Origin of the sequence: Micromonospora sp. RP3T, assembly GCF_003027925.1 — a bacterium.
GTDB lineage: Bacteria > Actinomycetota > Actinomycetes > Mycobacteriales > Micromonosporaceae > Micromonospora.
On record NZ_PYPS01000002.1, the window covers coordinates 219,038 to 237,308 of the forward strand.

The following is an 18,271-nucleotide window of genomic DNA, read 5'->3' on the forward strand; positions in this document are numbered from 1 at the left end:
CGCCTGACGGTGGCGGTGCACGCCGGGCCGGTGACCGCCGAGCGGGACGCGGTGCTGTGCCTGCTGGAAGCGGTGGAGGTGCTGCTGCCCCTGCTCGGGCCGGCGCCGCGGCGCCCCAGCCGCGAGGACCTGCACACCATCGACGGGCAGCTGCGGGCCATGCGGACGTCCCTGCGTACCCATCTCTGGCAGACGCCGACCGGCTTCTCCCGGTCGGCCCCCGCGAACAGGAGCGATGACGCATGCAACCAGTGACCCTGCTGGTGTACGGCAAGGGCGGCCCGGCGTTGGAGTACCTGCTGCCGAGGCTGACCAGCCGGTCCATCGTCGACGTGCTGCTGGTCGGCGAGCCCCAGCCCTGGCAACGCGAACTCCTGTTCCGGCTGTGCCGCCGGCTCCACCACGCCCGGCCGGACGCCCCGCTGGCCGACGAGATCGTCGCGCACGCCACGGCCGTCCGCGCCGACGCCGTGCTCACCTTCTCCGAGTACTGCGTGGTGCCCACCGCGGCGGCCTGCCGGCGGCTCGGCCTGCCCGGGCCCGGTCCGGGCGCGGCGACCTCCCGCAACAAGCTGCTCATGCGCCGGGCCTGGGAAGCGGCCGGGGTGCCGAACCCGGCGTTCCGCCCGGTCGACTCGCTCGACGACCTGACCGCGGCCTGCGCCGAGCTGACCGGCCCGGTGATCGTCAAGTCGGTGCTGGGCGCCGGCTCGATCGGGCAGGCCACGATCGAGCCGGGCGACGACGTCGAACCGGTGTGGCGGGAACTCGCGGCGGCCGTCGACGCCGCGAGGAGATCGGGCATGTACGAGCACGGCAGTTCCAGCGGACCCCGGTTCCTGGCCGAGGAGGTCATCGAGTCGAGCACCGACGGCTGGTACACCGAGCCCGGCTTCGGCGACTACCTCAGCGTCGAAGGGCTGGTGACCGGCGGCACCTACCACCCCCTGGCGATCACCGCGCGGCTGCCCACGATCCCGGTGTACGTGGAGCTGAGCAACCAGGCGCCGTGCGTGCTGGCGCCGGAGTTGCAACAGCGCATCGCGGACGTCGCCCGCCGCGCCGTCGACGCGCTGGACCTGGACACCTGCGCCACCCACACCGAGTTCAAACTGATGGCCGACGGCACGGTGCGGTTGCTGGAGTCGGCGGCCCGCGCCGGCGGCGCGGCGGTCACCCGGGAACTGCTCGAGGTCTACGGCGTCGACCTCGTCGCCCTCCAGCACGCCGCCGCGCTCGGCGACCGGCCCGAGCTGCCGGGGCGGTTGCTCCTGCCCTCGGACGCCACCTGCGCCGCCGCGTCCCTCTCGGTCATCGCGTCCGACTCGGCGGGCAAGCCCTGGCCCGTCCTGCCGCCGTTCGACCCCGACCGGGTCGACTGGTCGTCGCTCGTGTCGCCCGCCACCAGCGTCGAGCTGGTGCGCGGCCAGTCCCAGGAGCCGGGCAGTCCGATGCCCCGCTACCACCCGAACACCGGCGTGCTGGGCTATGCCGGCCTGCTCTTCCTGCGGACCACCGACCCGCTGACGCTGCGCGACGACGCGGTCCGCATCCTCGACGGCCTCGCCGAGGCGATGGACCGCTGCCGTACGACGCCCTGACCAGCCCGCACCGCTCCGACACAGGAAATGGAGTCCGATGTCTCTCGTGCTCGGTCTGAACCTCAGCCACGACCGCTCCGCCTGCCTGGTTCGCGACGGCGAGATCGCCGTCGCCGTCGAGGAGGAGCGCCTGGACCGCATCAAGCACTCCGAGGGCTTCCTCGTGCAGGGCCACTTCGAACGCCTCACCAAGACCCTGCCGATGAAAGCGATCGCCTACTGCCTCGACGCGGTCGGTGCCGGGATCGACGACGTGGACCTCGTGGTCGGTAACCGACCCCTCGGCGACGGCGCCGTCCACCGCATCCTGCGCGAGCTGCCCATCAAGGACAAGAGCAAGGTCCGCGCGCTGCCGCTGCCCGGCCACCACCGCGCCCACGCCGCCGTCGCCTACCACCCGTCCGGGTACGACGAGGCGGCCGTGCTCGTCGTGGACCAGGCCGGCGCCCGGTTCCCGGACGGCACCATCGAGAAGCACACCCTCTTCCGGGGCGACGGCGACCGGTTGACGCCGGTGACCGCCTGCCGTTACCCGGCCGACTACTCCGACCTGAGCCTCGGCCTGTTCTACGACTTCTTCACCGTCCGGCTGGGCTTCGTCACCCGGTACGGCACCCCCGACTTCGGGGTGTTCGGCTGCGGTGGCTATCCCGAGGCGGGCAAGACCATGGGGCTGGCGCCCTACGGTCGGCCGCGTCCCGACTGGGGTGACTGGCTGACGTTGGACGGGTTCGACATCCGCTCCGCCCAGAAGGATCTCGAGGACATCTGGCAACGGCTGCTCGCCGAGGAGGGCGCCGACTACGACCCGGCCGACCCGCTGCGCTGGCAGTCGCCGTTCGCGGAGGACGTCGCCCACCACGTGCAGGCCGAGCTGGAGCGGGCGATGCTGCACCTCGCCGGCGTGGCGCACGAGCTGACCGGCTCGGCCAACCTCTGCATGGCCGGCGGGGTCATGCTCAACTCGGTCGCCAACGAGCGGGTCCGCACCGAGTCGCCGTTCCGTGACCTCTTCATCCCGCCGGCGGCCGGCGACTCGGGCGTCGCGATCGGCGCGGCCCTCTACGGCAGCGTCGAGCTGCTCGGCAACCGGCGTCCCTCGGTGATGCGGACGGCGTCGTTCGGCCGGTCGTACTCCCGGGACGAGGTGCTGGACGCGGTGCGCCGGGTCGCCGACCACACCGGGGTCGAGCTGACCTCGCGGGAGGCCGGCCCCCGGGACGTCGCCGAGCTGCTCGCCGCGCACCGGGTCGTCGGGTGGTTCTCCGGCGGTTCCGAGATCGGCCCGCGCGCGCTGGGCAACCGCAGCATGCTGGCGGACCCCCGGCACCCCGCGATGCGCGACTACCTGAACAACGTGGTCAAGCACCGGGAGCCGTTCCGCCCGTACGCCCCGTCCGCGCTCGCCGAGCACGCGGGGGAGTGGTTCGACTTCACCGGCGACAGCAACTTCATGCTGCTCGTCCCGCAGGTCGTCGCGGCCCGCCGGGAGAGCGTCCCCAGCATCACGCACGTCGACGGCACCGCCCGCCTGCAGACGGTCTCGGCGCACGACAATCCGGCCTACCACGGGGTGATCTCCGCCTTCCACGAGCTGACCGGGGTGCCGATCGTGCTGAACACGTCGTACAACGACGCCGGGGAGCCGATCGTCGAGACACCGCTGCACGCGCTCTGCACCTTCGTGCGCACCGAACTCGACCACCTCTACCTCGACGGCATCCTGGTGTCCAAGGCCGGGCGGGAGCTCGGCGCGTCGCATCCGGCGCGCACCCCGCTGACGGGAGACTCTGCTCGGTGACTCTGCTTCCGGACACCGGTTCCGTGACCCGCCGCGAGCACCACCTGCGGCGGGTCCGCACCGGCTTCGTGCTCAGCCAGGTCTTCTTCGGCCTGGCGACCAGTCTGTTCGACATGTACTACGCCCTGTTCCTGGGGCAGGTGGGCATCCCGCCGGCCGGCGCGGGGCAGGTCTTCTCGGTCGGCTTCACCGTGATGGCGGTGATCGTGCTGCCGCTGAGCGCCTTCACCGACCGGCTCGGTCTGGAACCGATGATGCTGCTCAGCAGCTTCGGTTTCGCCGGCACGATGCTGGCGATCCCGTTCGTCGACAGCCTCTCCGCCCACCTGCTGCTGTTCGGCCTCAACAGCGTCTGCTCGGCCCTGATGCTGGTCAGCGTCAACGCCGTGCTCGCCTCGGCCATCCATGACGAGCAGGAACGCTTCGCGCTGTTCCGCACCGGCTTCGTCGCCTTCCTGACCGCCTCCGCGGTCGGCAACGTGGCCGGCGTGCTGCTCGCCCGCGTCGGCGCGGAGACCGCCGGCTGGTACCGCTTCGACCTGCTGTGTTCTGCCGTCCTGGCGGTGCTGATCGGAGTGGCCCGCATCGCGATGTGGCGCCGCGACGCCGGGCCGGCCGTCGTGCCCGGCGCGCCCCGCCCTCCGGTGCTGCCGGCCCTGCGCGCCAACGCCGGTCACCTCGCCGGCCTGTTCGTCCTCGCCGTCCTCGTCGGTGGGGCCGGTGTCCTCGCCATCCGCTTCATCAACCTGGTGGCCGTCAACTATCTGCACCTGGCCACCGAGTCGCTGGGGTGGCTCCTGGTCGCGGACCGCCTGGCCAGCGTCCTGGGCATCTTCGTCCTGTTCCCGCTGATGAAGCGCGGCGGCGCCCTCCGGGTGGCCGGCTTCGCCATGATCGCGGCCCTGTTCCTGCAGATCCTGAGCGCCACCGCCGGCACGGCCGGCTTCTTCGTGCTCTGGTACCTGCTGCGCCAGGGGGCGCACTACGCCCAGATGCCGGTCCTCGACAACCTCGCCAACAGTCGGGCCGCGCAGGGCACCCGCGCGTTCGTCAACGGGGTGCAGCGGATGGGCATCTTCGCCGGCAGCGCCGCGGCCTCCCTCGCCTACGGGACCCTGATGTCCGCCGGCCGCTACCGGGGGGCCGTGGTCCTCTCCGGCGTGCTCTCCCTCCTGGCCGGCGTGACGTACCTGGTCCAGTCGCACGTCGGGCTCCGCCGTCGGGGCGCGGATCAGTGAGGCGTCACCCGAACTCGGTGTGCATGACGGCTTCCACCAGGACCTCGCCGGTGGACGTCAGCGTGACGGAGCCGGCGTCGTGGTCCGTGGTGAGCAGGCCGCGGCGCTCCAGGGCGGCGAAGGCGCTGCCCCACGGCTCGTCGAACAGGGACCGGCCCGCGAACCGGTCCCGGTGCAGGTCGTCCCGCAGCGGTTGCAGCGTCGACAGGGCCATCTTGATCGACCGGGACTCGCTGGCCAGTGGCCCGAACCGGGTGGCCGAGGCCAGCGGCAGCACACCGGCCTCCACCGCCTCGACGTAACGCCGCTCGTTGACCTCGGTCATCGCCTCCGAGCGCCGGCAACTGGAGCTGCCGCCCAGGCCGATGGCGACCTCGGCGTCCTGCCGGTCCTGGTCCACCATGATGGCCTTCCACGTCTCCGGGGCGTGCCCGGCCCGGTGGAAGTACATGGTCGGGTGCTCCCGGTAGCCCGCCGCGGTCAACCCACCGGCCAGCACGTCGCGCATCTGGTACTGCTCGCCGAGCGTGGGCCAGTGGTGGCCGGCGGCGGCGAGCCGGTCCCGGTAGCCGGCGAACTGCCAGGCGGCGGGCCGGTCACCGGCGACACCGGTGCGGGTGTCGGCGTACGAGCGCAGGTGCAGCTTGGTGCAGACCAGGCCGGGCACCTCGTACTCCCGGACGGTGTCGAGGTCACGCCGCACGCTGTCGACGGTCTGGTCGAGCAGTCCGTACATCAGGTCGACGGTCACCCAGTCGAAGCCGAGCCGGCGGGTGTTCGCCAGGAAGGCCCGGCACTCGACGGCCTCGTGCTCCCGCCCGGACAGCCGCAGCACCGGGTCGTCGAACGACTGCACCCCGCAGGACAGCTTGCGGCAGCCCTGCTCCAGCAGGAACTCCAACAGCGGCTCGGTGAAGGTGGTCGGGTCGCCCTCGAACCGGATGGCGGTGTCCGGGGCGAAGGCGAAGTTGGCGCGGTAGAAGTCGAGCAGCCGGGCCACCGCGTCGAGCGACATCAGGGACGGGGTGCCGCCGAAGACGTTGAACTCGCCGATCGGCGCGTCGCGGAGGTTCGGCACCCGGTCGAGCCAGAGCTGGGCCTCCCGGATGTTGAGGTCGACCCACCGGTCCACCTTGGCCCGGGTGACCGTCGGGTCGCCCTTCACCAGCACCACCGGGTACTGGCAGAACCGGCACCGATAGCTGCACGTCGGGATGTAGGACCACAGGTGGATGGGGCGGGTGTTCGCCAGTTGCGCGTTCAGGTCGTCGAGGAAGGAGTCCACGGGGGCGTCCGGGATGTCGCCGGGGAAGACGTGCGACCCGAACGGGTCGAGGGCGACGTACTCGAGCAGCCGGCGGTTCTCCGGCGCGGCGAGCACGTCCACGACGGCGGGCCGCGGATGGTCGGGGTCGAGACGGGACAGCGAGGCCAGCGCGTCCTGGTAGGCGTCGCTCATCAGAACACCCCTCCGTTGCCGAAGTAGTCGTGTGCCGCGCCGGATTCGCGGTCCTCGCAGTAGTGGCGGACGAAGTCGCGGAACCGCCCCGGATCGCCCTCCTCCCGGATCTCCTGGAGGCAGTCCGGCAGCGGCGGCGGATATCCGATGTCCGGACCGACCGTGGCGCGGAGCCGGGCGAACAACTCCTCGGCGAACTCGAAGTAGAGCCGGAAGCTGGGGGACTTGTAGGAGTGGATGGGGACGAAGTCGATCAGCCGGCTCTCGGCCCTGATCTCGGCGATGCGTCGCGCCAGCCGGTCCGCCAGCGCGGGCGTGAAGAACTCGATCACCGCGCGTTCGTGGAGCAGGGCCGGGGTCAGCAGCACCGGAAGGATCATGTTCTTCGGCACGAAGTCCTTGATCGAGAACTCCCACGCCTGGACCGCCTCGTCCTCGGTGAGGTCGACGACCGGCGAGTGGGCGGCGTCCGGGCGGATGTCGCGCATGGTGATGATGCCGCCGGCGCCGTACGCCCGCCCGGCGATCACCTCGTCGATCGCGTGGTCGACCCGGCGAGGGTTGATCTCCACCCGGGACCGGGGCACGTAGGTGATGTCGTCGCCGCTGGCCCGGACCAGGATGCCGAAGTCCCAGTCGTCGGAGAGGTGGTTGACGAACCGGCCGTCCTTGACCTGGTAGGACAGTTCGATGCCGCCCACCCGCTGGTAGGCCTGCCGTTCCACCGCGAATCCCTTGCCGTCGGGGAAGCCGCCGAACAGGCCGAACGTCACCGCCCGGCACCGCAGCGTCCGGTCGATCGCGTCCCAGAGCAACGGCCGGTCGGTGAAGTGCTCCGGGTCGTAGTGGTAGTCGCAGACCCCGATCGCGGCCTTGCCGCCGTCCATCGCCGTCAGCAGCGCCGACAACCAGTACCTGTCGACGCGGCAGTCGGCGTCCGCCGAGACGAGGTAGAACGGGGGCAGGCCGGTGTCGGCCGCGTCGCGTCGGCGGGCCCGCTCGGCGGCGAGGTCCATGCCGGCCTTCCGGGCGCACGACACGCCCTGCGCGGACTCTCCGATGACGTGTACGCGCAACCCCGGATGGGCGGCGGCCAGTCGGCGGGCCCGGGCCACGGTGTCGTCGGTCGAGTTGTTGTCGACCAGCAGCACGTCGAACAGCGCCCGGTCGAGGGGGCCGTCGGGCCCGCGTTGGCCGGCCAGCGATCCGAGCACCGCGGCGAGGTTGGCCGCCTCGTTGAGCACCGGCAGGACGACCGTCATCCGGGTTTCCGCCGTCAGGGCGGGCACGGCGGCCCGCCCGGCCCGGCCGTACACCTCGGGGGCCGCCGGCCCGGGCCGGCGGGCGGGCGCCGGCGCGGCGCCGAGCAACTCGTCCACCAGCTCCGCGGCCCGGTTGGCGGCGAAGTAGCGCTTGCCGCGGGTGTGGTTGAACGCCGCCACCCGGCGGTGCAGGACCGGATTGGTGAGCAGCTCGGCGACCTCGGCGACGAAGGCGTCGGTGATCGGCGCCTCATCGGTGGCCGTCACGTCGAGCACCGGCGCGTGCAGCCCCTTGCTGCCGTACACGGCGTCGTACATCTGGTAGCGGGTGGTCAGGTAGGGCACGCCGGAGGCGATCGACTCACCGATCGGGTTGCCGTAGCTCTCGTAGTCGTACGAGGTCAGGAACGACGTCAGGTCGGCCTCCGCGAGCAGGTCCGCCACCGTGTGGCCGCGGTCCGGGCCGGGGGGCACGTCCCGGGGCGCCAGCCGGCCACCGAAGACCACCCGGTGGGCGACCTTCCGGTGTGCGGCGTACGCCCGCAGCGCCGCGGCCGTGGCCGGGTGTTCGGTGGGGTCGCCGGCGACGAACAGGTGGACCGGCCGGTCGACCCCTCGGTCGGCGAACCATCGGATCAGCCGGGCGAGCAGGTCGATGTCGCGGTCGATCCGCTTCTGCGGCACCAGCCGGGTGAAGCGCGCGATCACTGCCGCGTCGTCGGGGATCCCGTGGTGCGCCCGGAACCGGCGGTCGACCGGGGCCGGCTCGGCCGGCTCGAACCGGAACGAGTTGTGCAGCACGCGGATGTCCCGCAGCCCGGGGGACCAGTCCAGGGTGCGTCGGCGGGCCTGCTCGTGCAGGGCGAGGTAGCGGATGTGCGGCGAGTCGACCGGGCGCACCGCGTGCGGGTAGGGCGGAACGCCGTACTTCCCGCTGGCCGGCTCACTGGTCCACATCAGGTCGTGGTCACGCCACAGCACGTAGGTGCCCAGGCCCGTCTCCCGGCCGTACCGTTCGATGGCGCGGTACAGCGCCCTGGTGTACGCGACGTTCTCCGGCAGCGTGCCGTTCTCCACCAGCACGGCCGTCACCGAGTGGCGACGCCAGGTGGCGACGATCCGGTCGGCGATCGCCTCGCTGACCGCGTCGGTCCGGGACGGCAGGGGGTCACCGTGGCGTACCGCGTGCAGCGTGTCGCGGACGAACGCCGGGTCGTAGCCGGCGACGTCGGCGAGCCCGTCCACCCGGGTCAACTCGATCCAGGACGGCAGGCACCGGGCCTCGTCGGTGTAGGGCTCGAAGAAGCGGTTCTTGTCCTCCTTGATGTCGTACCCGATGTCCAGCAGCACGCGGTGGCCGCGTTGGCGGAACACGTCGGCGAGCTTGACGAACTCGACCACGACTCCGGACATCGGCGTGCCGTCGAAGGAGACACCCCAGAGGACGGCGGTCTTCGGCGCGCTCGACTGTGGTGCGTCGAGAGGCAGGTGCATCCGGATCTCCCTTGTCCGAACGGGACGGACGGCGATCACGCCCCGCAGCGGCGGCGTTCCGCCGAGCCTACGACGACCCGCCGATCGACGCTCTGCGGCCGAGCGGCCAGCAGGTGAACCAGGTTCCTAGGACGCGCTACGGGTGGTGCGCCGCCTGACATGGCACTGATCACAGTCCGTCCACAGAGCCCTGCGGAGCGTCACTGTCGTGGGATCATCGATGCGCGTTACGTCACTGTGGGGCGTCGGATGGTGGGGGGAACATGCCGACCAGTCAGGTGCAGCGTGACCGGTTCGGACCGGTGCTCAGGGCGTTCCGTCGGGAGCGGGGGCTGACCCAGGAGGAGTTGGCCGAGGCGGCCGGCTCCAGCGTCCGTGGCATCCGCGAGATGGAACGTGGTCGGGTCCGCAACCCGCAACGGCGCACTGTGGTGCTGCTCGCCGACGCGCTGCGGCTGGCCGGGGCGGACCGCGACCGCTTCGTCGCCCTGGCCAGGGCCGAGCGGCAGTCGTCCGCCCGTCCGGTCGGGCCGGACGACCACCCGGCGGTGGCCGTGCCCGGGGAACTTCCGGCGCCCCTGCCGGATCTGGCCGGCCGCGCGGAGATCCTGGACCGGCTCGCGACGCGGGCCGCCGACGTCGCCGCCGGGCGGCCGGACACCGCCTCGGTGGTGGTGGTGCACGGCCCGCCGGGGATCGGCAAGACCAGCCTCGCCGTCGCGGCCGGTCAACGACTCGGTCCGGCCTTCGCCGGTGGGCAGCTCTTCGTCGACCTGCGGGGCGGCCCACCGGCCGGACCGGTCGACCCGGCCGAGGCGCTGGCCGGGTTGCTGCGGTCGCTCGGAGTACCGGACAGCCGGGTACCGGTGTCGCCGGCCGAACGGGGTGGGCTGTTCCGCACCCTTTCGCGGGACCGGCCGCTGCTGCTGGTCCTGGATGATGCCGCGGACGAGGCCCAGGTGCGTCCGCTGCTGCCGGCCGGGCACCGGTGCCTCGTGCTGGTCACCTGCCGGCGTCCGCTGACCGGTTTGGCCGGCGCGGTCCGGCAGCCGCTCGACCTGCTCTCGCCGGCAGCCGGTCGACTGCTGCTCACGGCGATCGTCGGCGCCGACCGGATCGCCGCCGAGCCGGCCGCCGCGGATCAACTCGTCAAGCTCTGCGGCCGGCTGCCGCTGGCCCTCCGGATCGCCGGCAACCGCCTCGCCAGCCGACCGGAGTGGACGGTCGGCCGGCTCGTCGACCTGCTCCACGACCAGCGTCGGCGGCTGACCGTGCTGACCGCCGGTGACCTGGACGTCCGGTCCGCGTTCGAGGTCTCCTACCGGCAACTGGACCCGATGACCGCACGGGTGTTCCGACGCGCCTCGCTGATTCCCGGCGCCGACTTCGCCGCTGAACTGGTCGCCGCCGTGGCCGGCACCGACGAGGAGACCGCGTCGGCGGCGCTGGAGGAGCTGGTCGAGGCCGGGGTGCTCCTGACCGTGGGGGACCGCTACCAGTTCCACGACCTGGTTCGGCTCTACGCCTCCGAGCGCCTCGACGCCGAGGAGCACCGGGGCTCCCGGACCAGGGCGCACGACCGGATGGTCGACTGGCTGCTGTGGCGCACCCGGCAGGCCGGTGCGATGTTCGAACCGGTCGCCTGCCGGGCCGACTCGGAGTTCGACGACGACCGGGCGGCGGCGTACTGGCTGGACCGGGAGTCCGGCAACTGGCTGGCGGCGCTGCGCGACGCGTCCCGGCGCGGTCGGCACGCCGACGTGGTCGCGGTCGCCCGGGCGCTGCACTGGTATTCCGACGCCAACAGCCACCGGCACTCCTGGGACGAGATCTTCTCGCTGGGCCTGGCCGCGGCCCAGGCCGCCGGCAGTCCGCACGACGAGGCCGTGCTCCTGAACTTCCTGGGATGGGCCCGGTACTTCTGCCGGGACCGCAACGCCGACGGGCTGGCCGCCTTCGGCCGGGCACTGGACCTGGCCCGGCGGATCGGCGACCGCCGCGAGGAGGCGTGGGCGCTCACCTACCTCGCCGCGATCCAGGTCCGGACCGGGCACGGCGGGCCGGCCATCGACCACAGCCGCCGGGCCGTCGGCCTGTTCCGCGAGATCGGGTACGCGCTCGGCGAGTACAGCGCGGCGAGCGTGCAGGGCGCCGCGCTGGCCGCGCTCGGCCGGTTCGCTGAGGCGGCCGGGGTGCACCGCGAGGTGCTGGCGTTCTACGGTCGGGGCAACGGTCTCAGCCGTACCGGCGCGGCGGTGGCCCGGGCCGGCGCGATGATGAGCCTGGGCGCGGACCTGGCCGGGATGGGTCGGTGGCGGGACGCCGCCGACCAGTACGACCGTGCCCGCCGGGTGTTCCAGCGGTGCGGCGCGACGTTCAGCGAGGCCAACGCCGTGCACCGGTACGGACTCGCGCTTCGGGCGTTGGGCGGGGCGAAGGCGGCGGCCGACGCGCTGCGGGCGGCGCTGGCCCTGTACGCCGCGCTGTCCTGCCCGTGGTGGGAGGCGCAGACGCTGCACGCGCTCGCGGCCCTGGCCGACGCGAGCCCGGACCTGGGCGACGACGCCGGTCGGCTGCGTCGGCGGGCGCTCGACAGGTGCGGCGAACTGGACGCCCCCGAGGTGCGGGCGCTGCGCGCCACGCTGCGCCGGGAGCTGGCCCAGGGGCTGGTGCGGCGGAACCGGCCGGCCTGAGCGGACCGGCGGGGCCGGGCCGGCACGACGGCCGGGCCCCGCCGACGGTGCGGCGGGGCCCGGGTCGGTGGGCGAGGTCAGTTGCAGGTGGTGCCGTTGAGCGTGAACGGCGCCGGCACGGCGGGGGAGCCGTCGGCGGTGAAGCCGACGTTCACCGCGCCCCCGGTCGGGATGGCGGCGTTGTGCCCCTCGTTGGTGACGGTCACCGCCGGGCCGGTCTGCTGGAAGACGCCGTTCCAGTGGCCCTGGACGACCTGGCCGCCGGGGAAGGTCCAGCCCAGCGACCAGCCGTTGACGGCCGGGCCGTCGTTGTAGACGGTGACGCTGGCGGCGTATCCGGTGCTCCACGAGTTGGTGACGACGAAGGAGACGCGGCAGGTGCTGGCGCTCGCCGTCGCCGGCACGAGGTTGCCGTAGTCGTCGCGGGCGGTGGCGAAGTCCTGGAAGCCGAAGCCCGGGCCCGCCGAGCGGGTGGTGGTGCCGGCGGCGAGCACGGTGCCGTCGGCGTTGACGGCGTAGACCGGACCGCCGCTGTCGCCGCCCCGGGCCGCCTCGTCGCCGTCGAGCTGGGTGGCCTCGACGAGGTCCTCGATGTCGTCGTAGTGGAATTCCACCCGCAGGTCGCAGACCGGGCCGCCGAGTGCGCCGGCGGAGGTGTACCCGGACTGGCACAGCAGTTGGCCGGGGAAGACCTCGGTCCAGCCGGCCACCCGGGCCCGAACCTCGTCGTGCTGGCCGCCGACGTAGATGTGGTCCCCGGGGGCGGACGTCGAAATGATCATCGTGTCGTGGTCGTCGTTGCTGTCGACCGCGTAGCCGACGAGCGTGCCGGTGCCGGTGGACGTGTTCCAGCCGACGTGCCAGGGCGAGCCGACGGCGCCGCAGTGCTCGGCGGTGAGGACGTAGCCGGCGTTGGTGTCCGCGTTGCGGACGCCGAAGCCGGCGGTGCACCCGGGGGTGGTGAACCCGATGCCCGCGCCGCCGTCGAACGGCGCGGCGTCGTTGGCCCGCGACCGGTGCACCATCCGGTCGCGGGTGACCACGCTGGTCCGGACGCCGGTGGCCGGCAGCTTCGGCAGCGCGGCGCCCGGGGTGCGGTCGACGGCGATCTCGATGCCGCTGCCGTCGGTGCGCAGTCGCACCGAGCGGCCGGCGCCCGCCGGGCCGGCCTCCACCACCGGGGTGAGTCGGGCGGCGGCCTCGCGCAGGTCGGCGCGGGACCAGGTGGCGCCGGCCACCTGGACCGGCGCGGTGCGGCGGGCGGCGGTGACGGCGGCCGTGACGTCGGCGGGTGGCGCGCCCTTCCACCACAGGGTGACGTGGTCGTCGACCAGGCCGATGCCGGCGTAGCCGCGGGCCGGCGTGCGCTCCACAGCGGTGCGGATGACGTTGGCGGCGTCGACGAGCGGGGCCTGGGCGACCATCCGGTCCACGGTCCGGGCCGGGATGACGTCGAGGATTGTCCTGGGGGTCCCGGCCGACTCCGGCCGGTCGGACGCCGCGTGTCCGGCGAGGGGTCCGGTGAGCGCCGTCGCGCCGATCACCGCTCCGGCGACCACCGTACGGGCGATCGCTTTCCGAATGTGTGTCATGACGCCGAGTCAAGCAACGTCCGATGTGGGAGGACAGGCAGGACGTCCGGCAGGAGTCAACCTGCCGGGGAACGGCCGGTGCCGTCGGCCGTCGCCTCGCCCTGCCCCCGGCGACGCCGTCGTGCCAGCTCCCGGGCGGCGGCCGGCCAGTGGGGGTGGGTGAACGTGAATCCGGCGTCGGTGAGTCGTCCCGGGGTGACCCGCCGGCTCTTCAGCAGCAGCTCGGTGTCCGACCGGAGCGCGAACGCGCCGAGCTCCGCCATCCATCCGGTGGCGGGCAGGCCGACCGGCATCCGCCAGGCCGACCGGAGCGCGCGCATGAACTCCCGCTGCGGCAGCGGGTGCGGCGCGGCCAGGTTCACCGCCCCGGCGAGGTCGTCGCGGGCGATCAGGAAGCGGACGGCGCGGACGAGGTCCCGGTCGTGGATCCAGGAGACGTACTGCCGGCCGCCGGCGACCGGTCCGCCGAGGCCGAGCCGCGCCAGCCAGCTCAGCACGTCGAACACGCCGCCACGGTCGGGACTCATCACCATGGCCGACCGGAGTGCGACCTTGCGCGTGTACGGGGTCGCCGCCTGGTCCTGTGCCGCCTCCCAGTTCCGCGCGATCTGGACGCTGTACGCCCAGTAGCCGGGTACGCCGGGTTCGTCGCCGCCGATCAGGCCGGTGTGTTCGTCGTTGGCGGCGTCGAGGCGGTGCGCGTAGATCGTCGCGGTGCTCATCTGCAACCACACCCGGGGCGGTCGGGCCGCCCGGCCGATGGCCTCGCCGACCACCCGGGTGGACTCCACCCGGGAGCGCATCATGGCGTCGAGGTTCGCGGCGGTGTACCGGCAGCTCACACTGCGCCCCGCCAGGTTGACGACCACGTCGCTGCCGTCGATCCGCTCGGCCCAGTCGCCGAGCGTGGCACCGTCCCACCGGACCTGACGTGGCCCTGCCGGCGAGCGGGTCAGCAGCACCACGTCGTGGCCGTCGGCGGTAAACGCCCGATCCAGGACGGCGCCGATCTGCCCGGTGCCGCCAGGAATGACGACCTTCATGGCCCCTCCTCGCCCGAGCTTGTTTGAACGTGTTCAACTTATCCCCGGGCGGTCGGGTGGTCAAGATCGACCGAGGTGTGGGACATGTTGGCGATCATCGATGTCTGCGGGCATCGTCGAGGTATGACAGGCGTCTGCTCGTCCGCGCTGTTCCGCCGGCCACGGTCGGTTCTGCTGGCCGTCCTCGTGCCTGTGGTCGCGGTACTCGGCACCACGGTGGGCACCACACCGGCGATCGGTTCCCCGGATCCGGCCGCGGCGCCCAGCACGCCGAGCACCACGCCCTTCCCGCCGAGCCCGCCCACGAACCTGACCGCCAGCGAGGTGACGACCCGCTCGGTCACCCTCACCTGGACCGCCGCCGCGCCCGGCTGCTGCCCCGTCGCCGGCTACGACATCACGTACTACCAGCCGTTCGACGACGTCCTCTACAGCGCCGGCGTCGGTGACGTCACCACCACCACGATCACCGGCTACATCCAGCCGGGCCGTCAGTACTCGTTCCGGGTGGCCGCCCGGGACAGCCTCGGACACCGCTCCGGCTCGTCGGACACGGTCACCGTGGTCACCCCGGTGACGGACACCGGCCCGGACACCACGCCGCCGAGCGCCCCCCGGAACCTGACCGTCGGCGAGGTGACCGGCACGACCGCCGCACTGTCCTGGTCGCCGTCGACCGACGACGTCGGCGTGCTCGGATACGACGTCTACCGCTTCGACGGCTGGTTCAGCTCGACGCGCGTCGCCACCGTGGCGGGCACGACCTACACGGCGGCGCTGCCCTCGTCGACGCCGCTGCGCAACCTGTACTACGTGCGGGCCCGGGACGCGGTGGGCAACGTGTCGATCGCGTCCAATACCGTCACCCTGCCCACGGCGGACACCCCGCCCACCCCGCCGTCGTCGACCTGTCGGGTGAGCTACCGGAACGAGTCCGAGTGGCCGGGCGGATTCGTGGCCACCGTGACGGTCCGGAACACCGGGGCAGCGCCGATCGACGGCTGGACCGTCACCTTCACCTTCCCCGGAGACCAGCAGGTCACCTCGGGATGGAACGCCACCCTCGGGCAGACCGGCGCCGCCGTGACCGCCCGCAACGTCGACTGGAACCGGACGCTCGCGCCGGACGGCTCCGCGACCTTCGGCCTTCAGGGCCGGTGGGGTGCCAGCGACGCGGCGCCGACCGGCTTCTCGCTGAACGGCGCCCCCTGCGCCGTCGGCGCGTGAGGGGCCGGGCAGTGCGCAACCGTGCCGCCGTACCCCACCGCCGCCCCCGGGCCCTGGCCGCGGCCGTCGCGGCCGGCGTCCTCGCCGTCACCGCCACGCTCGGCGGCCCGCCCGCGCCGGCCACCGCCGCGAACACGCTCAGCATGCGGGGCGCCGACGTCTCCTCGTTGCAGCGCAGCCTGGACCTGGGCGCGAGGTACTACGACGCCGCCGGTGTCGCCCGCGACCCCCTGGACATCCTGAGGTCCGTCGGCGTCAACTACGTCCGGCTACGCGTCTGGAACAACCCGGCCAGCGGCTACAACAACAAGAGCCGGGTGCTGACCCAGGCGAGCGCCGCCCGGGCGAAGGGCCTGAAGGTGCTCATCGACTTCCACTACTCCGACACCTGGGCCGACCCCGGCAAGCAGTACAAGCCGGCCGCCTGGGCCGGCCACAGCCTGAGCCAGTTGCGGACCGACGTGTACGCCTTCACCTACGACGTCTGCGCCAGCCTCCGGGCGCAGGGCACCCCGCCGGACAGCGTGCAGATCGGCAACGAGATCAACGTCGGGATGCTGTGGAACGAGGGGAAGGTCGTCAACAACGACTTCGCGCCGCTGGCCGGCCTGCTGAAGCAGGGCTACCAGGCGACCAAGGCGTGTGGCGGCGACATCCCGGTGATGATCCACACCGCGGACGCCGACAGCAACGCCAACGCCCGCTGGTTCTACGACGGCATCCGCGCCCAGGGCGTGCAGTGGGACGTCACCGCCCTGTCGTACTACTGCATGTGGCACGGCACGCTGGCGAACCTCTACCGGAACATCGTCGACCTGCGCGGTCGCTACGGCAAGCCGGTGGTGATCGTGGAGACCGCGTACCCCTTCACCCGCGACGACGCGGACGGCGAGCCGAACGCCGTCGGCGACGCGACCTGTGACGGCATCGCCGCCACCTGGGCCGGGCAGGCCCAGGAGTTCGACTGGGTGCAGAACACCGCGCGCAACGCCGGCGCCATCGGAGTCTTCTACTGGGAGCCGACCTGGTACGCCGTGCGCGGCAACGGCTGGGACCCGGCCGACATCAACGGCACCGGCAACCAGTGGGACAACATGGCCGTCTTCGACTGGTCCGGGCGGGTGAACCCGGGCGTACGCTGGACGCCCTGACCTGCCGTGCCGGTGACCGGCGCCGGAGCCGCACCGCCGGGACGTGCGCCCGAGCATCCGCGCGCTGCTCGGCCCCGCCCACGGCCCGGTACGGAGCGCACGCTGACCCCGCGCCGGGTCCCGACCGTGGGGGATTGTGTCGACCTTCACCGATGGGTAACGTAGCGCACCGATGTGACTACTCAACGCTGTTGTCGGAGGTGGTCCATGTGATGAGTGCCGTGGAAGCGGAACTGCCGCTCTGGCCGCCGGTCAACCCCACCCGAGGTCCGTTCGCCCCGCTGGACGAGGCGGAACGTCAGCGTTACGTCGGCCCGGTGAGGCGGGTGCGCCTGCCCACCGGGGCGGCGGCCTGGCTGGTCACCCGGCATGCCGACGTCCGCCGGCTGCTGCGGCACCCCGCCTTCAGCTCCGACGTCAACCGTCCCGGCTTCCCGTTGCTGCGCCCGCTGCCGCCCCGCCTGGCCGAGGACAACAAGGGCGGGTTCCTCCAGATGGACGGCGCCGAGCACGCCCGGCTGCGGAGGATGCTCACCGCCGAATTCATGATCAAGAACGTTCGTCGGATCGAGCCGCTGATCGACCGTACGGTCGAGGAGTCGCTCGACGCTCTGGCCGCCGCCGGCCCCCCGGCCGACCTGGTGTCGACGTTCGCCCTGCCGCTGCCGTCCATGGTGATCTGCCATCTGCTCGGCGTCCCCTATGCCGACCACGACTTCTTCCAGACCCGCAGCCGCACCCTGCTCGACCGCGGGATGCCGCCGGAACGGATCCAGCACGACGTCGGGGAGCTGCGCGCCTACCTCCGGGCGCTGATCGACGCCAAGCGGGCCCGGCCCGACGGGTCGGACGACCTGCTCGGCCGGCTGATCCGGGAACGGGTCGAGCCGGGGGAACTCGACGTGGGCGAACTGGTCGGGATGGCGCTGTTGCTGCTCATCGCCGGTCACGAGACCACCGCCAACATGATCGGGCTGAGTGTCCTGCTGCTGACCCGGGAACCCGGCCGGTACGCGATCCTGCGGGACGACCCCGACCGCACGGCGGATCTGGTGGAGGAGTTGCTGCGCTACCTGAGCATCGTGCGGACCGGGTTGTTCCGGGTGGCCACCGAGGACGTCGAGATCGGCGGTCGGGCGATCCGGGCCGGCGAGGGCGTGATCGTCCTGATCGCCCTGGCCAACCGGGACGAGGAGGTCTTCGACGACCCGGACCGGTTCGACCCGTACCGGCAGGCGCACCAGCAGGTGGCCTTCGGGTTCGGGGTGCACCAGTGCATCGGGCAGCCGCTGGCCCGCGCCGAGCTGCGTATCGCGCTGGCGGCGTTGGCCCGCCGGTTTCCCGACCTGCGGGTGACGGCCGCCCCCGAGGAGTTGACCACCCGGGACAACTCGGTCGTCTTCGGTCTCGACGCCCTGCCGGTGACCTGGTGACCGCCGCCGACCGCCCCGTCGGTGAGAAGCGGACGGTGCGGGTGGAGGTGGACCGGGACGCCTGTTGCGGCTCGGGGAACTGCGTGCTCACCGCGCCGGAGGTGTTCACCCAGGACGACGCGGACGGGCTGGTGCTGCTGCTGGCCGCCGCCCCGCCGGTAGGGAACGCCGAGCTGGTGCGCCGCGCCGCCGACCTCTGCCCGGCCGGGGCGATCCGGGTCGTCTGAGGCCGCCCCGGGCGTCGGTACCCTGGATCACCTGCGGGCCGGGAACGCGG

13 protein-coding genes are annotated in these 18,271 nt (G+C 72.8%); 9 read left to right on the forward strand and 4 right to left on the reverse strand.

All coding sequences use genetic code 11. From position 1 onward, the window contains the following. The first annotated feature begins 9 nt into the window (after window positions 1-9). From C8054_RS02800 to C8054_RS02815, 4 genes are read left to right on the forward strand one after another with little or no spacing between them, the layout of a single operon-like run. Window positions 10-255 (forward strand): hypothetical protein, encoded by a 246-nt coding sequence (locus C8054_RS02800; protein ID WP_107155089.1) that lies wholly within the window; start codon window positions 10-12, stop codon window positions 253-255. Next, entirely contained in the window at window positions 243-1,601 is a 1,359-nt protein-coding gene (locus C8054_RS02805) for an acetyl-CoA carboxylase biotin carboxylase subunit family protein (protein WP_107155090.1), read from the forward strand. Before C8054_RS02800 ends, C8054_RS02805 begins: the two co-directional genes overlap by 13 nt. Before the next feature lie 37 nt (window positions 1,602-1,638). Beyond that, window positions 1,639-3,402: a carbamoyltransferase C-terminal domain-containing protein gene (locus C8054_RS02810; RefSeq protein ID WP_107155091.1), complete on the forward strand. Its 1,764-nt coding sequence runs from the start codon at window positions 1,639-1,641 to the stop codon at window positions 3,400-3,402. Next, window positions 3,399-4,640, forward strand: coding sequence for an MFS transporter (locus tag C8054_RS02815; protein WP_107155092.1), 1,242 nt, complete (start codon window positions 3,399-3,401; stop codon window positions 4,638-4,640). The genes C8054_RS02810 and C8054_RS02815 overlap by 4 nt, the downstream gene beginning before the upstream one ends. A gap of 4 nt (window positions 4,641-4,644) precedes the next feature. On the opposite strand, the gene C8054_RS02820 is transcribed toward C8054_RS02815, so the two are convergent. Together C8054_RS02820 and C8054_RS02825 are read right to left on the reverse strand one after the other, a co-directional pair. After that, a complete protein-coding gene (locus tag C8054_RS02820) occupies window positions 4,645-6,099 on the reverse strand; it encodes a radical SAM protein (protein WP_107155093.1) in 1,455 nt (484 codons plus the stop codon). Beyond that, entirely contained in the window at window positions 6,099-8,855 is a 2,757-nt protein-coding gene (locus C8054_RS02825) for a glycosyltransferase (protein WP_107155094.1), read from the reverse strand. The genes C8054_RS02820 and C8054_RS02825 overlap by 1 nt, the downstream gene beginning before the upstream one ends. Window positions 8,856-9,118: 263 nt before the next feature. Between C8054_RS02825 and C8054_RS02830 the strand changes: the two genes are divergently transcribed. After that, entirely contained in the window at window positions 9,119-11,548 is a 2,430-nt protein-coding gene (locus C8054_RS02830) for a helix-turn-helix domain-containing protein (protein ID WP_107155095.1), read from the forward strand. A 77-nt stretch (window positions 11,549-11,625) separates the two neighbouring features. On the opposite strand, the gene C8054_RS02835 is transcribed toward C8054_RS02830, so the two are convergent. Together C8054_RS02835 and C8054_RS02840 are read right to left on the reverse strand one after the other, a co-directional pair. Then, window positions 11,626-13,140, reverse strand: a complete 1,515-nt coding sequence (locus C8054_RS02835; RefSeq protein WP_107155096.1) for a cellulose binding domain-containing protein — start codon at window positions 13,138-13,140, stop codon at window positions 11,626-11,628. A 56-nt stretch (window positions 13,141-13,196) separates the two neighbouring features. Further along, window positions 13,197-14,183, reverse strand: a complete 987-nt coding sequence (locus tag C8054_RS02840; protein ID WP_107155097.1) for a TIGR01777 family oxidoreductase — start codon at window positions 14,181-14,183, stop codon at window positions 13,197-13,199. A gap of 123 nt (window positions 14,184-14,306) precedes the next feature. Here C8054_RS02840 and C8054_RS02845 point away from each other — a divergent pair, with 123 nt between their 5' ends. The 4 genes from C8054_RS02845 (at window position 14,307) to C8054_RS02860 (ending at window position 18,221) form a co-directional block, all read left to right on the forward strand. Next, window positions 14,307-15,410: a cellulose binding domain-containing protein gene (locus tag C8054_RS02845; RefSeq protein WP_107155098.1), complete on the forward strand. Its 1,104-nt coding sequence runs from the start codon at window positions 14,307-14,309 to the stop codon at window positions 15,408-15,410. An 11-nt stretch (window positions 15,411-15,421) separates the two neighbouring features. After that, the gene (locus C8054_RS02850; RefSeq protein ID WP_233219457.1) at window positions 15,422-16,561 is read left to right on the forward strand and encodes a glycosyl hydrolase 53 family protein; all 1,140 of its coding nucleotides are present in this window, start codon (window positions 15,422-15,424) and stop codon (window positions 16,559-16,561) included. Window positions 16,562-16,773: 212 nt separating this feature from the next. Next, window positions 16,774-17,994 (forward strand): cytochrome P450, encoded by a 1,221-nt coding sequence (locus C8054_RS02855; RefSeq protein ID WP_107155099.1) that lies wholly within the window; start codon window positions 16,774-16,776, stop codon window positions 17,992-17,994. Continuing rightward, entirely contained in the window at window positions 17,991-18,221 is a 231-nt protein-coding gene (locus tag C8054_RS02860) for a ferredoxin (RefSeq protein WP_233219458.1), read from the forward strand. Before C8054_RS02855 ends, C8054_RS02860 begins: the two co-directional genes overlap by 4 nt. Window positions 18,222-18,271 lie beyond the last annotated feature (50 nt).